At 74.3% G+C, this 15,637-nt stretch carries 14 protein-coding genes and 3 pseudogenes; 8 read left to right on the forward strand and 9 right to left on the reverse strand.

The window, feature by feature from the left end; all coding sequences use genetic code 11:
• Nucleotides 1–8: 8 nt before the first annotated feature.
• The 3 genes from ACZ7LB_RS21645 to ACZ7LB_RS21655 form a co-directional block, all read right to left on the reverse strand.
• Nucleotides 9–1,013, reverse strand: a complete 1,005-nt coding sequence (locus tag ACZ7LB_RS21645) for an EamA family transporter (RefSeq protein WP_471470374.1) — start codon at nt 1,011–1,013, stop codon at nt 9–11.
• 72 nt (nt 1,014–1,085) lie between these two features.
• Nucleotides 1,086–1,625 (reverse strand): Clp protease N-terminal domain-containing protein, encoded by a 540-nt coding sequence (locus ACZ7LB_RS21650; protein WP_471470375.1) that lies wholly within the window; start codon nt 1,623–1,625, stop codon nt 1,086–1,088.
• Nucleotides 1,626–2,282: 657 nt separating this feature from the next.
• Nucleotides 2,283–2,918, reverse strand: a complete 636-nt coding sequence (locus ACZ7LB_RS21655) for a PadR family transcriptional regulator (RefSeq protein ID WP_471470377.1) — start codon at nt 2,916–2,918, stop codon at nt 2,283–2,285.
• A 359-nt stretch (nt 2,919–3,277) separates the two neighbouring features.
• Between ACZ7LB_RS21655 and ACZ7LB_RS21660 the strand changes: the two genes are divergently transcribed.
• Together ACZ7LB_RS21660 and ACZ7LB_RS21665 are read left to right on the forward strand one after the other, a co-directional pair.
• Entirely contained in the window at nt 3,278–3,868 is a 591-nt protein-coding gene (locus ACZ7LB_RS21660) for a DUF2199 domain-containing protein (protein ID WP_471470378.1), read from the forward strand.
• 96 nt (nt 3,869–3,964) lie between these two features.
• Nucleotides 3,965–4,254, forward strand: a pseudogene (locus tag ACZ7LB_RS21665) (transposase); the annotation flags it as partial.
• A gap of 154 nt (nt 4,255–4,408) precedes the next feature.
• Here the strand turns inward: ACZ7LB_RS21665 and ACZ7LB_RS21670 are convergent.
• Nucleotides 4,409–4,966, reverse strand: coding sequence for a DUF3291 domain-containing protein (locus ACZ7LB_RS21670; protein ID WP_471470379.1), 558 nt, complete (start codon nt 4,964–4,966; stop codon nt 4,409–4,411).
• A gap of 1,405 nt (nt 4,967–6,371) precedes the next feature.
• Here ACZ7LB_RS21670 and ACZ7LB_RS21675 point away from each other — a divergent pair.
• Together ACZ7LB_RS21675 and ACZ7LB_RS21680 are read left to right on the forward strand one after the other, a co-directional pair.
• Nucleotides 6,372–6,623: pseudogene (locus tag ACZ7LB_RS21675) on the forward strand (GNAT family N-acetyltransferase); the annotation flags it as partial.
• Nucleotides 6,624–6,806: 183 nt separating this feature from the next.
• On the forward strand, nt 6,807–7,232 hold the full coding sequence (locus ACZ7LB_RS21680; RefSeq protein ID WP_471470402.1) for a VOC family protein: 426 nt from the start codon (nt 6,807–6,809) through the stop codon (nt 7,230–7,232).
• Between the two features lie 470 nt (nt 7,233–7,702).
• Here ACZ7LB_RS21680 and ACZ7LB_RS21685 read toward each other — a convergent pair whose 3' ends face one another.
• The 3 genes from ACZ7LB_RS21685 to ACZ7LB_RS21695 form a co-directional block, all read right to left on the reverse strand.
• A complete protein-coding gene (locus ACZ7LB_RS21685; RefSeq protein ID WP_471470380.1) occupies nt 7,703–8,125 on the reverse strand; it encodes a VOC family protein in 423 nt (140 codons plus the stop codon).
• Between the two features lie 175 nt (nt 8,126–8,300).
• Complete coding sequence (locus tag ACZ7LB_RS21690) at nt 8,301–9,305, reverse strand: MerR family transcriptional regulator (RefSeq protein WP_471470381.1); 1,005 nt, start codon at nt 9,303–9,305, stop codon at nt 8,301–8,303.
• A 6-nt stretch (nt 9,306–9,311) separates the two neighbouring features.
• Nucleotides 9,312–10,010 carry a HEAT repeat domain-containing protein gene (locus ACZ7LB_RS21695; protein ID WP_471470404.1) on the reverse strand — a complete coding sequence of 233 codons (699 nt, stop codon included), beginning with the start codon at nt 10,008–10,010 and terminating at the stop codon, nt 9,312–9,314.
• 240 nt (nt 10,011–10,250) lie between these two features.
• On the opposite strand from ACZ7LB_RS21695, the gene ACZ7LB_RS21700 reads away from it, so the two are divergent.
• Entirely contained in the window at nt 10,251–11,060 is an 810-nt protein-coding gene (locus ACZ7LB_RS21700) for a PhzF family phenazine biosynthesis protein (protein WP_471470382.1), read from the forward strand.
• A gap of 155 nt (nt 11,061–11,215) precedes the next feature.
• Here ACZ7LB_RS21700 and ACZ7LB_RS21705 read toward each other — a convergent pair whose 3' ends face one another.
• Nucleotides 11,216–11,956: a CPBP family intramembrane glutamic endopeptidase gene (locus ACZ7LB_RS21705; protein ID WP_471470406.1), complete on the reverse strand. Its 741-nt coding sequence runs from the start codon at nt 11,954–11,956 to the stop codon at nt 11,216–11,218.
• A gap of 362 nt (nt 11,957–12,318) precedes the next feature.
• Nucleotides 12,319–13,836 (reverse strand): glutamate-cysteine ligase family protein, encoded by a 1,518-nt coding sequence (locus tag ACZ7LB_RS21710; RefSeq protein ID WP_471470384.1) that lies wholly within the window; start codon nt 13,834–13,836, stop codon nt 12,319–12,321.
• Nucleotides 13,837–14,400: 564 nt separating this feature from the next.
• Here ACZ7LB_RS21710 and ACZ7LB_RS21715 point away from each other — a divergent pair.
• From ACZ7LB_RS21715 to ACZ7LB_RS21725, 3 genes and pseudogenes are all read left to right on the forward strand, one after another.
• Nucleotides 14,401–14,985, forward strand: a complete 585-nt coding sequence (locus tag ACZ7LB_RS21715) for a hypothetical protein (RefSeq protein WP_471470385.1) — start codon at nt 14,401–14,403, stop codon at nt 14,983–14,985.
• Between the two features lie 325 nt (nt 14,986–15,310).
• On the forward strand, nt 15,311–15,514 hold the full coding sequence (locus ACZ7LB_RS21720; RefSeq protein WP_471470387.1) for a DUF5999 family protein: 204 nt from the start codon (nt 15,311–15,313) through the stop codon (nt 15,512–15,514).
• A gap of 38 nt (nt 15,515–15,552) precedes the next feature.
• Nucleotides 15,553–15,637: pseudogene (locus tag ACZ7LB_RS21725) on the forward strand (TrkA family potassium uptake protein); the annotation flags it as partial.

The following is a 15,637-nucleotide window of genomic DNA, read 5'->3' on the forward strand; positions in this document are numbered from 1 at the left end:
CGGCGCGCTCAGACCGCCGTGCCCCGTCCGGACAGTTCCCGTTCGGGCCCGCCTCCGGCCACCGGCTCGGACGAGCCCCGCGCGGGCGCCGACGACTGGGCGATGAGGGCGCCCGCGAGGACCACTCCGCCGCCGATGATCTGCGGCGCCGACAGGTGCTCGCCGAGCAGCACCCAGGCCAGGACGGTGGCGATGACCGCCTCCAGACACGCCACCACCCCCGCGACCTGCGGCGAGAGCCGCCGCACCGAGAGCACGCCGCTGACGTAGGCGAGCACCGTGGCGACGAGGACGATCCAGGCCAGCAGCAGCCCGGCGACGACGGGGGTGCCGTCCATCGGGACGGAGCCCGTGAGCAGCGACCAGTCCATGTCCCAGGGGCGGGCGACGGCGGTGAGCACCGCCGTCCCGACGAGCAGCCCGTACGCGATGACGCCGAGCGGGTCGGGCGCCGCGTCCCCGGCGTCGCTGCCCCGGTCGGCCAGGACGAAGTAGCCGACCTGGCAGCAGGCGGCGCCGAGCGCGAGCAGCAGCCCGAGCGCGTCGAAGCCGAGCCCGGACCAGACCTCCACGACGCAGGCGAGCCCGCCCACCGCCAGCACCACCCCGAACGCGGCGGCCCGTGTCACCGGCCGCCGCTGGACGAACCGCACCCAGCCCAGCACCAGGGCGGGCGCCAGGTACTCGACGAGCAGCGCGACCCCGACGGGGATGCGGGAGATCGCGGCGAAGTAGCAGGCCTGGACCCCGGCGACGGCGAACAGTCCGAATCCGGCCAGCAGTCCGGGACAGCGCCGGACCAGCGCGCGGTGGCGCGCGGCGAGCGGCAGCATCACCAGGGCCGCGCCCGCGACCCGCAGCCACACCACGTGGAGGGGGTCGAGCCCCGCTTCGATCAGCGGCTTGGCCGCCACCCCGGAACCGCCGAACGCGACCGCGGACCCGAGCGCGAGGCCGAGCCCCACGCCGTTCCGCGGACCGCCGCGGGCGCTGTCAGACATGTGCACGGGCACATGATGACAGGGGACGACATGAGCGTCACCCCTCGTGGCACCTGACTCGTCACGGCGGCCCGCCGGGCCGGGTCAGAGGGTCGGTTCGAGCCGCTCCAGGACGCGGGTCAGGACCTCGTCGGGGGCGAGGGCTGCCCGGCCGAGCACCTCCACGGCCCGCGCCTGCGGGTCCATGACGAGGGCGGCCAGCAGATCGAGGCCGCAGGCCCGCTCCGCCCCGCGGCCCCGGGCGCGCTCGGCCGCGTACTCCATGGCGGCGGCGGCCAGTGGCGAGAAACCGTCGGCGCCGATCACCACGGGCAGGGCTCCGGAGTCCTCCACGGCGCTCTGCCAGCGGAGCCCGTAGCCGATGCTGCGCTGCACGAGATAGCCGAGGAGTCGGGCCGGCCGCGGCCCCTCCCCGAGGACGGCGCAGGCCTCGGGGTCGTCCTCCAGGAGGGAGTGCAGCAGATGAGCCGTGTCGATCTGCCGGTCCCCGTCCCGCACGGCTCTTCGGCGCGCACCGGAGACCACGGGCGCCAGTGCGGCACCGAACCGGACATCGGCGTCATTGCCTGCCGGGCGCGGGCCGTCCTCTGCGACGGCCGGCTGCCGGGGGATACGGGGTTGCACACCACCCACCTCACCAGCCCTTCCGGCCCGGCACATCCCCGGCGGGGAGCATTCGCGCGTCCCACGGGGAGGGGATCCGGCCGTCCGGAATATCCTCCTCGCGGATGAGATCACGCCGATTCCCTCCGACGGTCGCGCGCCGCCTTGCGTCTCCCCCGGGCACCACTCCCCGTACGACCCCGCGCACATCCCGCCTGCCCCCGGCCGGGGCGGGACAGGGCCGGTTCCCGGGCGGGAGGGAGTCCTGAGAAACGGGGCGCCACCGACGGGCGACGGCGGCTCGCGGACCCGGAGTGCACCCGGGTTCCCGGTTCACGGGGGGGCGCTTCGGGGCTGGGCGCGGGCCGCGTAGGCGGAGGTGCGGAATCTGGGGGACGAGCCATGAGCGCCGGGCCGGGACTGGTGGCACCACGGCGCGGAACCGGCGCGGTGGCCGACACCCGCCGGCCCGTGCCGCTCCGGCCCGTTCGAGTCCCGGAAGCGCACGGCGCCTCCCGCTCCGCTCCCGTTCCGGGGAACGCGGCGGCGGTCCGGAGGGAGGGACCCGCCCGGGGCCACACCCCCATCCGGGGCGGACCACGACCGTCCGTCCCGCCGTCTCACGGCCACGGCACACCGTGCCCCGGAATCCGGGTCCAGGGCACGCGCCCCGGCGGATCAGTCCTCGTCGGCCAGGATGAGGTACAGCTTCTTGCGGGCGTCGCCGATGACCGCGAGGGCCTTCTCCCGCTGCTCCTTGCTGCCGGTCTTCCAGACCTGCCCGAAGGCCTCCATCAGCCCGAACCCGGCCTGCCGGACATCGTGCAGCGCCTCCCAGTCGACGCCGCGCGAGGCCTCCTCCCAGGGCGCCTCGGACACCTCCTCGGCGGCCGTGCGCCCGGTGTCGGTGAGGGAGAACAGCTTCTTGCCGCCCTCGCTCTCGCTGACGATCAGGCCCTCGTCCTCCAGCAGTTGGAGGGTCGGGTACACCGAACCGGGGCTGGGCTTCCACGCCCCGCCGCTGCGCTCGGTGATCTCCCGGATCATCTCGTAGCCGTGCATGGGCCGCTCCTTGAGCAGGGCGAGGATCGACGCGCGCACGTCACCGCGCCGCGCCCTGCCCCTGGGCCCGCCACGTCCCCGGCCGCCCCAGGGCCCGGCACCGAAGCCCGGCCCGAAGGGCCCTCCGGGTCCGCCCGGGCCACCCGGCCCGAAGGGCCCGAACGCCGCGCGCCCACCCTCGAACCGCCGCCCATGGGGACCGCCCCCGCACTCGTGCCCACCGTGCCCCCGCTCGTATCCATGGCTGCGCATGGTCATCACTCCATTCAGTCGTCGACCTGTCGCGATGCTTCAACGATATATCGGATACTGTTCATCGACAACCCTGAGCACTGCCGTCGGTTGACCTGTCTCAGCGAAGGTTGCGCAGGTCTCAACGAAGGTGCTCGGATCCGACTTCGTCTCAGCGAATATGCCGTCTCAACCGTTCGTCTCAGCGAATCTGCTCTGGCGAGGGGTTTCAGGTGACGCAGTCTCAGGCCCGCACTAGCACCTTGACCTGCGGATCCTTGTCGGGGTGACGGTGGTGACGCACGTACTTTCCCCCGATCTCTCTGCAGACTCAGGCGGGGCCTGACAGCGAGGTGCGTCGCACTCGCTGTCGATTTGTCGTGCCGATTGAGGAGCCGGAGGCGGGCACCAGGGTGCCGGATCCGATCATGAGGCTCTTCTTCATGACCAGCGCCCCCGGATTCACCTGCTCACGCTGCGGCCAGTCGCACGCAGAACTGCCGATGAACTACTCGGCCACGGCTCCCTACTACTGGGACCCCACCGACACCGACACCGACACGGACGACAGCCTGCTCTCCTCCGACCAGTGCGTGATCAAGGCTGAGCACTATTTCGTCAAGGGGCTGGTCGAGATACCAGTCATAGGCAGTGACGATGTGTTCTCATGGGCCGTCCGGGTGTCCCTGAGCAGGGAGAACTTCTCCCGAGCGGCAGACATGTGGGAGACACCCGGACGCGAGGCCGAGAGTCCGTACTTCGGGTGGTTGTCCACCGAACTCTCGCCGTACTCGCCGAGCACCATCAACCTGAAGACGCACGTCCGCATACGTCCTGTCGGTCAGCGCCCCTTCATCGAGCTGGAGCCCACCGACCATCCCCTCGCCGTCGAACAACGCAATGGCATCACGCAGGATCGCGTTCGTGAAATCGCCGAGGCTGTTCTCCACCCCACCCGCGGTGACGCCTGATCCGAGCCGGTCCGTGCATCGCCCGATGAAACGGCTTCGCTCGGGCTACCTGGGTTGAACTCGTGGAGTCGTAAGGGCTGACGGCTCGTCGACTGTGCGCCGACCTGCCACAGACCCGGCCACCGGTCGGGACTGGTCCACCGGCCTCGCCGCGATGACGGCAACCGTGACGGGCGCAGGAGCTTCTCCTGGCGTGATACCGGGACCTCCTGATCGCCGCCCATCAGCAGCTCGACGGCCCCATCGTGCTCATCCGGGACAACCTCAACGTCCACAAGGCCGCCGGACTCCGGGAGTTCGCCGCATCCCTGGACCGGTCGGCCATCTACTGCCTCCCGCCCTACGCACCCGACCTCAACCCCGTCGAAGGGGTCTTGCCACTCCTGAGCGGCCCAACTCGCCGCCACAAAACGGCGTTGGCCCAACTTCAGTGGCAAACGGACCATCTTCGCCGTCACTTGTCACCCCTCTGGGCATCGCCCGCTGTTCGCCGCCTGCCGGCCGGGCGAACGGCGGACCCGGGCCGTTCCGGCCTCCCGGTCAGCGGCCGCGGTCGTCCCACGGCCCGGCACCCGTGGCCGCGGTCGGCGTTCCGTCCGGGGCGAACGCGTGGTGGAAGGTGAAGGCCTGCGGCGCGGGGCCGTGGGCGTGGAGGTGTTCCAGCCGGGACACGCCGTCCTGCCAGGTGGGTGTCCCGTCGTCGGTTGCCCACCAGCACACATGGGCCGGGTGCCCCGTCCTCACGAACCAGTCGTGACGCCGGTTCAGCGCCTCACGGTGCGGGCCGGTGTGCACGGCGCGGAAGGCGGGGCGCGGGCCGGTCCAGAGCGAGAGGGTCGCGGCCAGGGCGGTGGTCGCCGCGGTGCGGCCCTTGCCGTACCAGGCCGGTACGACGAACTCCCCCCACGCGCCCCAGTCCAGCTCGAAGTGCGTGCCCCTGGCGCCGTCCGCCGGTTCGGCGTGGGCGAGATACCCGGGCTGCCCGCCGATCGTCCGGTAGACGACTTCCCCCCTGTCGTGCAACTCGCGCGTGAGCGGGTCGGGGTCGGCGAGCGGCGACTTCAGGACGCCGAAGGTGTACAGAGCGAGACGGGGCATGGGTATCTCCCTGGTTCGGATGGTGCCCGGTGGTGCCGGGTGCAGTCCGGGCAGGCTCGGACGGCACGAACGGCTCCGGCTCGTGCGGCGGCGAGGACGCCCGGGGCGCGGCCGACGCGTCCCGTCGCGGGCGGCGCGGCCGGGGGAACCCGGTGCGGCCGTTCCCGGTCGACGGGGAACGCGGGTGAAGGTAGCCGCCTTCGCGAGCCCTGTCGAAGTTGCGTTCTCCCCGCCCGAGTGGCCTCCCGGACGGGTCCCACGAGGGCCGGGACGGCTGCGCGGCCCGCACCGCGGGCGTCCGCAGCGGCCCGCGGCGACCCGGGGGCACCGGTCCTCCCACCGCATCCGTCGTCGCGGCAACGGAATCCGTCGTCACGGCCCCGGACGGCCGCCGTCCCCCGGCCCCACCGGTCCGCCCCGTACCCGAAGGGCCGGACGCGTCCGTGCGCCGCGCGCGGGTCCGCCGTCCGGGAGGGGAGCGACGCCGTCCGGGCCCGTCGCCCCGTTCCGCTCGTCCGCCCTCGCGAATCGGTGCGAGGCTCCCGGGGCGCCCCCGCCGTCACCCGCGCCCGGCCCATCAGCCACACCCGGGCGTCGGCCCAACCGCGTTGGTCCGAAAAGGCTTTGCACGGCGGGCCCCCGGTCGGACAGACGTTGCGACGGAGCCCCTGCCGCAGAGGCGGGGCACGACAGTGAGGGGAGGGACGAGGCCGATGACCTCCATGACCACCGCGCTCGCGTCCTCCCGGGGCGCGGACCATGTCTCACCCCGGAGCGGACGGGCGCCTGAACCGGAGCGTGCCTCGACCGTGGAACCGAACGACCTGACCACGCGTCCGATCACCGGACGCGAAGAACTCGGCCTCTTCTCCCGGCTGCCCTACGTCCTCAACGGGGAGCTGCCGGACGACCTCGCCACCGGCCGGCGGCGTCCGGAATGGATGTGGGTCGCCCTGCGCGGCGACCGCCTGGCGGCCAGGGCCGCCTGGTGGAGCCGGCCCGGCAGAGCGACACCCCCCTCGTCCTGGACGTCCTCGACATCGACGACGGCGCCCCGCGTTCCACGTGCCTGGACGCCGGGGAACGACTCCTGCGCACGGCGCTGGCCGCCGCCCTCGTACCGGGTTCGCCTCCCCCGGAGTACAGCCGGTTCGTCCCGCCGGACCGGCGCGGGGACACGCCGTCCCGGCAGGCCGTCGAGAACCGCCCCACCCTGCTGGAACGGACCGGTGCCCGGCCCCTCGTCGAACGGCCGCGTCTGGAGTGGCGTCGGGAATCACCCGTCCCCGGGGCCACCGGACGGCTCACCTTCCGGCCGGTCGTCGACGCCGGGGAACTCGTGTCCCTGACGGCCCTGGTCCTGGACGGCACGCTGGACGCGCGCGGCCGCGCCGACCAGACCCGGATGTCCGCCCGGGAGGCGGCCACCAGGCACTACCAGGACGAACTCGCCCGGTACACGAGCCCTCGGGAGTGGTGGCGGATCGCGACACTGCCAGGTGGGGAACCGGTGGGGTACGTCCTGCCCGCGCACAACGGCCGCAACGCGATCATCGCCTGCATCGCCGTCCTCCCCGCCCACCGCGGGAACGGCCACGTCGACGACCTGCTCACCGAGGGCACCCGCGTCCTCGCCGAACGGAACGTCCCCCGTGTCCGCGCGTCCACGGACCTCGGCGACGTCCCGATGGCCAACGCCTTCCGGCGTGCCGGGTACGTGGCCTTCGGCGGTGAGATCAACATGACCTGGAGCCGACGGGACGTCCGGGCGTCGCGGACACCGTCCCCGGCCCTGTCCAACGCCGGGACAGCGCCGGGACGGCGCCCCTACGCTGGTCCGGTGACGTCGATCGAGCGGTTCCGGGTCACCGTCGACTGCGCGGAACCCACACGCCTGGCGCGGTTCTGGTGCGAGGTGCTGGGATACGTCCTCGCCCCGCCGGAGGGATTCGCCTCGTGGGACGCCTACCGGGACACGCGACCGCCCGGGGAACGGGACGCGTGGTGCGCCTGTGCCGACCCCGCCGGCCTGGGCCCGCGCCTTCACTTCCGGCGCGTTCCGGAGGGGAAGTCGGTCAAGAACCGGCTGCACCTGGACGTGCGGGTCGGCACCGGCCTGGTCGGCGAGGAACGCCTCGCCGCGCTGGAGGCGGAGTGCGCCCGGCTGGTCCCGCTCGGCGCGGTCCACGTCCGCACGCTGTACGACGGCCATGACGCGTGCATTCCGATGCTGGACATCGAGGGCAACGAGTTCTGCCTCGACTGAGAGTGGGAATCCGGACGCGAACGCCCGCCCCGGCAGGGGAGGTCCGCGACGGTCCGCCCGACGGGCCCCGCGGCTCCGGCGCGCACGGTGACGGCCGACGGCGTTCTCACCGGGGCCTCCCCGCCCCCGTCGGGCGTCGGGCGCACCCACCCACCGTGAGTGGCCCGACTCGTGTGCGGCGGGGAGCGGGCGACAAGCAGCAGGCAGCCGTGCCGCTCCCGCCGCGACGAGCCGACCGGCACGACCACGGCGCCCGTTCCGCCCTCGGGTCCCGGGCCACGAACGACGGCACCGGAAGCCGGCGGAAGCAGAGCCCCGGCCTTCCGGCCCCCACGGTGAGGTGCCCGTCGCGGCTCCCTCCGGGGTCATGGCCCCGGCGGCGCACCGCTCGGGGTCCCACCACGTCCCGGTGCCCCTACGGTCCGGACAGGCCCGGCCCCGGTCCCGGCACCGTCCGCGCCCGCTCCACGTCAGTCGAGGCAGAACTCGTTGCCCTCGACGTCCCGCATGACGAGACACGACTCGTTCTCCTCGTCGGCGAGCAGCAGCCGCACCCGCTCGCCGCCCAGCCGGGCGCACTCCGCCTCCAGTGCCGCGACGCGTTCCTCGCCGACCAGGCCGGTGCCGACCCGCACGTCCAGGTGCAGCCGGTTCTTCACCGTCTTCCCCTCGGGAACGCGCTGGAGGTACAGGCGCGGTCCCGCCCCGGTGGGGTCGGCGCAGGCGAACCACGCCCCCCGCTCCCCCGCCGGCAGCGAGCCCTCGTACGCCTCCCAGGAGTCGAATCCCCGGGGCACCGCGGGGTCGTACCGCAGCACCCCGCACCAGAAGCGGCCGACCCGTGCGGGCTCCGCGCAGTCGAAGGTGACCTGGAACTGCCTGACCGAGTCCATGGCCCCACCGTAGTGGCGCGGGACCACCGGCAGCACCGGGTTTCCCGCCGCCGGAAGGCCCGGGAGCGCGGGCCGGGGCGGCGTCCCCGCCGGTCACCGGGCCCGGCCCCGCGGCCCACCGTCCCGCAGCCGCGCAGCCCCCTCGGCCCCCGCCACGCGCACCGCCACGCGCCGGTCAGCGGGTCTCCCGCAGCCGCAGGACGTACGCCGCGGTGAGGGCGACGGCGCGGTCCGCGTCGCCGGACAGACGGGCGAGGGCGCGGGACGCCGTGGGGCCGGGGACGTCCGCGAGCGCCTGGGTCAGCCGCCGTCGGACCGACGGCCCGGCGGTGTCCTCGGCGAGGCGGCCGACGAGGGCGGTGGCGACGCGCTCCGCGACCGCCGGATCGGCCGCCAGGGCGCTCAGTCCGTCGGCCGCGTCGACGTCGAGCACACCCTCCACCACCAGCTCGACGAGCACCGGCAGTGCCTCGGCCGCCCCGCGCGCGCCGAGCGCCAGCGCCGCCCGCCCCCGGACCGTGAGGTCGGGATCGGCCAGGGCCCCGCGCAGCAGCGCGGTCGCCTCCGCACCCGGGATCCCGACGACCGCCCGGACGGCCCGCCCGCGCACCTCCGCCCGGGCCGAGCCGAGGCCCCGGGCGAGCGCGGCCGCCGCATCGCCGCCCCCGTGCGCCAGGGCCCACCGCAGCGCCCCGGCGACATGCGGGTCCGCCTCGCCCAGCAGCGCCTGGGCCAGGGCCTCCACCGGTACGGACGCCTCGCCGGCCGAGGACAGCGCCGCGCGCTGGCGCGTCCCTGCGCTCCCCGAGTCCAGCGCCCGGAGCAGGGCGACGCTCCGCAGGACGTCCTCCCAGCCCGTGGGCCCGGCCGCGTCGATCCGGCGCAGCAGGGCGAGCAGTTCCGTCTGCGCCGCGACGCGCTCGGCCGTGCGCCGGACCAGGTCGCCGACCAGCGCGGACGGTTCGAAGGAGGGATCGTCCAGCGCGCGGCCGACGTCCCGCAGGGACATCCCGAGCGACCGCAGGCTCTCCACGTGGAAGATCCGCCGGATGTCCTCGTCGGAGTACTCGCGGTAGCCGCCGCCGGTGCGTCCGCTCGGCCGCACCAGGCCCAGCGACTCGTAGTGCCGGAGCATCCGGGCGCTCACCCCGGAGCGCCGCGCCACCTCACCGATCAGCACGCCCGGTCACTCCTCCCGTCCGGTCCCGCCGAGGGCCACGACGCGCTTCGCCTCCTCGACGGCGGCCTCGAACCCCGTCTCGGGATCGTGCCACAGCCGTTCCGTCGCGACGGCGTGGCGCCGCACCCGGGGGTCGGGGTCGGCCGTCGCGGCGGCCAGCAGCGGCAGCACCGCCTCCCCGAGGGCGACCAGCGCCCGGCTGAGGCCCGCCCGCGTCCGGTGCTCCCCGCGTCCCAGCCGTGTCGCGAGGATCCCGGCCAGTTCCGCCTGCCCGCCCTCCGGCACGAGGGCGACCGCCGCGCGCCAGGCGGCCCGCGCCACCTCCTCGTCGGGGTCGGCCAGCAGTTCCCGGGTGAGCGCGGGCCAGGCCCGCCGGTCCCCGATCTTGGACAGCGTGTGCAGCGCCTGGCTCCGCGCCCGCGGCCGGTCCGAGCCGAGTTCGGTGATGAGCCGGGGCACCGTCGACTCGTCGGCGTGCCGGGTGAGTGCCCAGGTCAGGGTCTCGCGCACGAAGAACTCGGGTTCGGTCCCGCACCGGACGACGAGCGGTTCCACGAACCGCGGGTCCGGCGCGGTGCCCACCGCCATCGCCGCCTTCAGCCGGACCGACGGGTCGCCGTGCTCCAGTGCCCGGAGCGCGCGCCGGACGTCGGCGTCCGTGTGGCGGTGCGCGGGAGTGCCCCGCCGCGTGTCCGTGCCGGTCATGTGGTGCGTGTCCGAGTCGGTGCGGTGGTGCGTGTCCGGGTCCGTGCGGGTGTCCGGGCGCGGGCCCCGTGGGGGCATGGTCATCGGGACCACCTCCTGGACCCCAGTGAAGGCCTTGTCACGGTGTCAGGGTCAACCGGCGCCCACGGGACCGCGCCGCACGGCCTGATCCGGACCCCCGGACGCGCGAGGACGCACCCTCCCCCGCACGGTCGGCCGCGCAGGCTCTAGCGTCAGGGCATGCGCATTCGAATCGTCGACGCCTTCACCGACCGGCCCTTCACCGGAAACCCCGCCGGAGTCCTGCTCCTGGACGGCTTCCCCGACGACGACCGCCTCCAGCGGATCGCGCGGGAGGTCAACCACGCCGAGACGGCGTTCGCCCACCGTCTGCCCGAGGGCGGGGACGCCGACTGGGCGCTGCGCTGGTTCACGCCCGTCACCGAGGTGGCGATGTGCGGCCACGCCACGCTGGCCACCGCCCACGTACTGCGGACCACCGGCGTCCACGAGGGCCCGGTGCGGTTCGCCACCCGCAGCGGTGTGGTGGCCGCCCTCCCCGGGGACGACGGCATGATCACCCTCGACTTCCCGACCGCCCCGCTCACCCCCGTCGCGGCACCGCCCGGCCTCGCCGGGGCGCTGGGGGCCGAGCCCCTCACCGTCCTGGACACCGGGCCGGGCGTCGGGGACCTGCTGGTCGAGGTCGCGGACGAGCGGACGGTGCGCGGTCTGGCGCCGGACCTCAGGGCGCTGGCGGTGCTCTCGGACCGCGGAGTCATCGTCACCGCCGCCGCCCAGGACCCCGCCGGGGACCACGACTTCGTCTCCCGCTGCTTCTTCCCCAAGGTCGGCATCGACGAGGACCCCGTCACCGGCAGCGCCCACACGGCGCTCGCCCCCTACTGGTCCCAGCGCCTGCGCCGCCCGGTGCTCACCGGGGTGCAGCTCTCGGCCCGCACGGGCCGGGTCCGCACGGAGGTGCGCGGCGACCGCACCCTGCTCGGCGGGCACGCGGTGACGGTCATCGACGGCGAACTCCTGGCCTGAGCGCCGTCCCCGCAGGGGCCGGGCGGCGGGACGGGAGCCCTGGACCCGTGAACGGGGCACGGGGCGTACGCCGGTGCGGCGCGTACGCCCCGGGGAGCACCGCGGGCCCGTACGCGCCCCGCCGGGCCCGCCGCCGGCCGCCCGGCCCCGCCCCCTCAGGCCGTGGGCAGCCAGCCCACCTTGCCGGCCAGCAGGCCGTATCCCACGAAGGCCCCGATGTCGAGCAGCGAGTGCGCCACCACGAGCGGGCCCACCCGGCCCCACCGGCGGTACAGGTACACGAAGACGACGCCCATCACCACGTTGCCGATGAAGCCGCCGATGCCCTGGTAGAGGTGGTAGGACCCGCGCAGCACCGCGCTGCCCGCCATCGACGCGCGCGGCGACCAGCCGAGCTGGTCGAGGCGGCGCAGCAGGTAGCCGATGACGACGACCTCCTCCAGCACCGAGTTCTGCACCGCGGAGAGGATCAGCACGGGGTACTTCCACCAGACGGGGGGCAGCGCCTCGGGCACGACGGTGAGGTTGAAGCCGAGGCCGCGGGCGGCCAGGTAGAAGGCGATGCCGGTGCTGCCGATGGCGGCGGCGACCAGCGCGCCCCGGCCGAGGTCGGGCCGGGGCCGGGTGCGGTCGAAGCCGAGGGTGCGCAGGCTCTGCCGTTCGCGCAGCAGGAAGTGGGCGACGAGCGCGACGGGGACGAGGGCCGTGGTGATCCCGAACAGCTGCCAGGCCAGGTCCAGCCAGGGGCGGCCCGGGGCGGCGGAGGCGTTGAGGGTGGCGGCCTGGTCCTTGAGGCCGCCGGGCCGGGTGACCGAGCCGATGAAGCTGATCAGGGCGGAGACGCCGCTCGCGCCGAGCGAGAGGGCCAGCACCAGCACCGTCTCGTCGCGCAGCATCCGGCGCCGGGCCGTCCCGTCCACGGGGAGGGACTCCTCCGGGTACGCCCGCCCAGGGGATGTTTCCGCCACCGTTCCGCCTCCGCCATGCGCACGTGCCTCGTCCGGGCATCACAGCTTGCCCGATCAGTATGGGCCGCCGGACACCGGGCCCCGGCGAAACGCACCGGCACCGCCCCGCGAGGGCGCGGCCGGGCCGGGCCACCGGGCGCCTCTCCGGCGACGCGGCCCGTCCGGGCGCCATCCGCGCCCGCCCCGGAGCCCAGGCGCGGGTGCGGTGGCGGGGCGGGGACGGGCATGGGGGCGGGGGCGCGGACGGGCCCGGCATCCGCCCCCGGGCGGCGCGCGCCCGCCGCCCGCCCTCAGCCCGACGGGGTCGTCTCGAAGACGCCCACCGGCCACTGGTGCACCGGCGCGCCGTCGTGCATCAGCTCCCGGTACCGCCGTGTCGTGGCGGCCAGCGCGTCCTCCCTGGTCAGCCCGGTCTCCCGGGCGTGGTGGAAGGTGGCCGCCTGCCAGGTCGCGCCGTTGACCCGGCGGCGGCACCGCTCCTCGATCACCCCGAGGTAGAGGTCCCGGTCGGCGGGCTCCACGCCCCAGGCGTCCAGCCCGGCGGCGGCCAGCGGCAGCAGTTCGTCACGGACCAGGACGGCCGCGTCGACCCGGGTGGTGCCGCCGAGCCTGCCCCGCCGGGGCCATTCGAAGCGGGCCTCGATGCCGTGGCGGCACGCGGCGTCGAAGTTGGCGGCCGCCGCCTCGAAGGGCAGCCGGGTCCACACCGGCCGGGGCTCCTCCGCCAGGGCGCGCACGACGCCGTAGTAGAAGGCCGCGTTGGCGATGACGTCGACCACGGTCGGCCCCGCGGGCAGGACCCGGTTCTCGACGCGCAGATGGGGCACGCCGTCGGCGATGTCGTACACCGGGCGGTTCCAGCGGTAGACCGTGCCGTTGTGCAGGACGAGTTCGGCGAGCCGGGGGACGCCGCCCGCGTCCAGCACCTCCAGCGGGTCCTCGTCGTCGCAGATCGGCAGCAGCGCCGGGTAGTACCGCCGGTTCTCCTCGAACAGGTCGTACGCCGAGGTCACCCAGCGCTCGCCGAACCAGGTGCGCGGGCGCACCCCCTGGGCCTGGAGCTCCGGCGGCCGGGTGTCGGTGGACTGCTGGAACAGCGGCGGCCGGGACTCGCGCCACAGCTCCCGGCCGAACAGGAACGGCGCGTTGGCGCCGAGGGCGATCTGCGGGCCCGCGACGGCCTGCGCCGCGTTCCACACGTCCGCGAAGCGGTCGGGGGTGACCTGGAGATGGAGTTGTACGGAGGTACACGCGGCTTCGGGGGCGATGGACTTCGATGTGCAGACGAGGCGCTCGATGCCGTCGATGTCGAGGGTGAATTCCTCTCCGCGGGCCGCCACCATCTGATCGTTGAGCAGGGCGTAGCGGTCGACGGCGGAGAGGTTGGAGGAGACCAGGTCGTCCCGGTCGAGGGTCGGCAGAATTCCGATCATCGCGATTCCCGCGTCGATCTCCCCGGCCTTCCGGTCCGCATACGCCAGTGACGTGCGGATCTCCTCGGCGAGCCGGTCGAATACCCGGCCGCCGAGCCGGTGCGGTGCCACGTTGACTTCCAGATTGAACATCGCGAGTTCCGTCTGGAAGTCACGGCTCGCGATCCGTTCGAGGACTTGCGCATTCAACATTCTCGGCATCCCGTCGGCGCCGACGAGATTCAGTTCGATCTCCAGCCCCATCAGGTTCCTGGGGCGGTCGAATCGTTTCTCCGCCAGAAGCCGTTCCAGACCCGTCAGGCACCGCTGGAGCTTGTCGCGGTAGCGCTGTCGATCGGACAGGTCGAACTGACCCGCCACGACCTTCTCGCCCATGGAAGCGTCCCTTCTCCTGACGGTGCGGGGCTGATCCGGCGGCCGGTGCGCCGGTCAGGGTGGATGATGCCCAGCCCGGGCGATCGATAACGTCCCCATGCGGCCCCGGCAGCCGCTACGCTGTGTCCGGGTGACCGGTGGCACATTCACCGGGCATGACGGGGATGCGGATTCCGGGGTCCCGACCCGTAAACCGCGGAAAAAGCCGACGATATTCGGCCGACCGTTCGGTGAACATTCCCCGAGGTCATCGACTCGCACCCGTTCAGAAATCTGGATTTATCCCGCAAATCGACGACCTGATACGCACTTGTTCTCCTTACCGGGAACGGCTACCCGAAACCCGTTCCGAACACGTGTCGTATAAACTTCGCGCATACGGCAGCAGACCGGCGTCCGCGGTCGAGGGACCGATCCTGTCGACGGCACCGGCGCCCGGCAGGCCCCGTCCCCCTTCGCTCTCCCGGACCCGGGCTCCTCCCGTCCCCACCTCGTGAGCTGACAGCGTCGTCCGCCCCGCTCTCCCCTCGTGCCGCCGTGCCTTCGAATGAGAGGCGACCCATCATGCCGCTGCATGTACCCCCGGCTCCCGCGCCCGCCCTGCGCACCGTCCAGACGGCGCTCACGTCGCCCGCCGCGGCCCGCGAGGCCCGCACCCCCGCCCTGCTCGACGGCCGGGGCCCGGCCGTGCCCGAACTGGCCCTGCCCGTCCACGTCCTGGAGGCGGCCACCGCCGAGGGCGTGACCCGGACCCGGCTCACCGGCTGGCGCTTCCTGCTCCGCCGGGGCGAGGTCGCGGTGGCGGCGGCGGAGACCGTCCTGACCGCGGACGGCTGGAGGTTCTCGCACTTCTTCGAGGGCCCCTACGTCACCTCGACCGAACACGCCCTGCGCCAGGCGGAGTCGCTGCCCCAGCCCTACCAGCCGCGGCTGCTGTCCGTGCCCGGCCTGTACATGCTCACGCTGTGGCTGCACGGCGACTGCGCCACCGACGCCGGCACCGGCCGCCCCGCCCCCGCCGACCTGCTCGTCCCGCTGGCGCCGGCCCCTCCGGGCATCGCCGCCCACCGGCCGCACCAGGTCGCCGAGCTGCTGCCGGTCCTGACCCACCGGGTGACCCGGACCCCCCTGCTGCACACCCCGGCCTGAGCCCGCGGTGAGGTGATCCGGTCACGGCGCCGGCCGGCGGGGCGACGTCCCCGGCGGCCGGCGGACCGCCTGGCGTAGTCCCTCCGGGCCATCCCGGACCACCCGGACGGAGGATACGGCGGGACCGGAACGCCCGCCGGGGTGACACGTTCCCCACGGGTGGGAGGCGGTCCGCCGAAATGCCTGCGGATCGGCGCCCGCGGGGCAACACTGGGGTTCCGACCGACTCATCACCACGGGGGTGGCGGCCATGAACGACGCTTCACGCCGCGGAACGGACCGGACAGCACACCCACCCATCACCTCGGAGCGAGAGATCCCGCCCATGTGCCAGCACCAGCCAGCCTGCCCGACAGCCGACTCCGCGGACCGGGAGTCCGCGCGCCTCGTGGCGCACCACCCGGAACAGGGCTGGAGCCTGCTGTGCAACGGGGTCGTCCTCTTCGAGGACACCGGCGAACTGCTGCCGGACGGACGGGCCATCGCCCCGCACCGGCCCCTCGGCACGGGGCTGGTGACCGCCGCCTGAACACCGGGCTCCCGCCCGGCACGCCGAACGGGTGAGGGCCCCGCCGCGCCGAGGTCTACCAGCGGCTGGGCATCCCCACGGTCGCCACCGTGCGCTGGACGTCCGACCAGATGCTGCGCCGCC

The organism is Streptomyces sp. NPDC107521 (genome assembly GCF_055598485.1).

Excerpts from the sequence above, each read along its gene's own strand:
- ACZ7LB_RS21655 (WP_471470377.1), bottom strand. The coding sequence starts at position 2,918 with ATGCGCAGCCATGGATACGAGCGGGGGCACGGTGGGCACGAGTGCGGG.
- ACZ7LB_RS21670 (WP_471470379.1), bottom strand. The coding sequence starts at position 4,966 with ATGCCCCGTCTCGCTCTGTACACCTTCGGCGTCCTGAAGTCGCCGCTC.
- ACZ7LB_RS21685 (WP_471470380.1), bottom strand. The coding sequence starts at position 8,125 with ATGGACTCGGTCAGGCAGTTCCAGGTCACCTTCGACTGCGCGGAGCCC.
- ACZ7LB_RS21695 (WP_471470404.1), bottom strand. The coding sequence starts at position 10,010 with ATGACCGGCACGGACACGCGGCGGGGCACTCCCGCGCACCGCCACACG.
- ACZ7LB_RS21700 (WP_471470382.1), top strand. The coding sequence starts at position 10,251 with ATGCGCATTCGAATCGTCGACGCCTTCACCGACCGGCCCTTCACCGGA.
- ACZ7LB_RS21705 (WP_471470406.1), bottom strand. The coding sequence starts at position 11,956 with ATGCTGCGCGACGAGACGGTGCTGGTGCTGGCCCTCTCGCTCGGCGCG.
- ACZ7LB_RS21710 (WP_471470384.1), bottom strand. The coding sequence starts at position 13,836 with ATGGGCGAGAAGGTCGTGGCGGGTCAGTTCGACCTGTCCGATCGACAG.
- ACZ7LB_RS21715 (WP_471470385.1), top strand. The coding sequence starts at position 14,401 with ATGCCGCTGCATGTACCCCCGGCTCCCGCGCCCGCCCTGCGCACCGTC.
- ACZ7LB_RS21720 (WP_471470387.1), top strand. The coding sequence starts at position 15,311 with ATGTGCCAGCACCAGCCAGCCTGCCCGACAGCCGACTCCGCGGACCGG.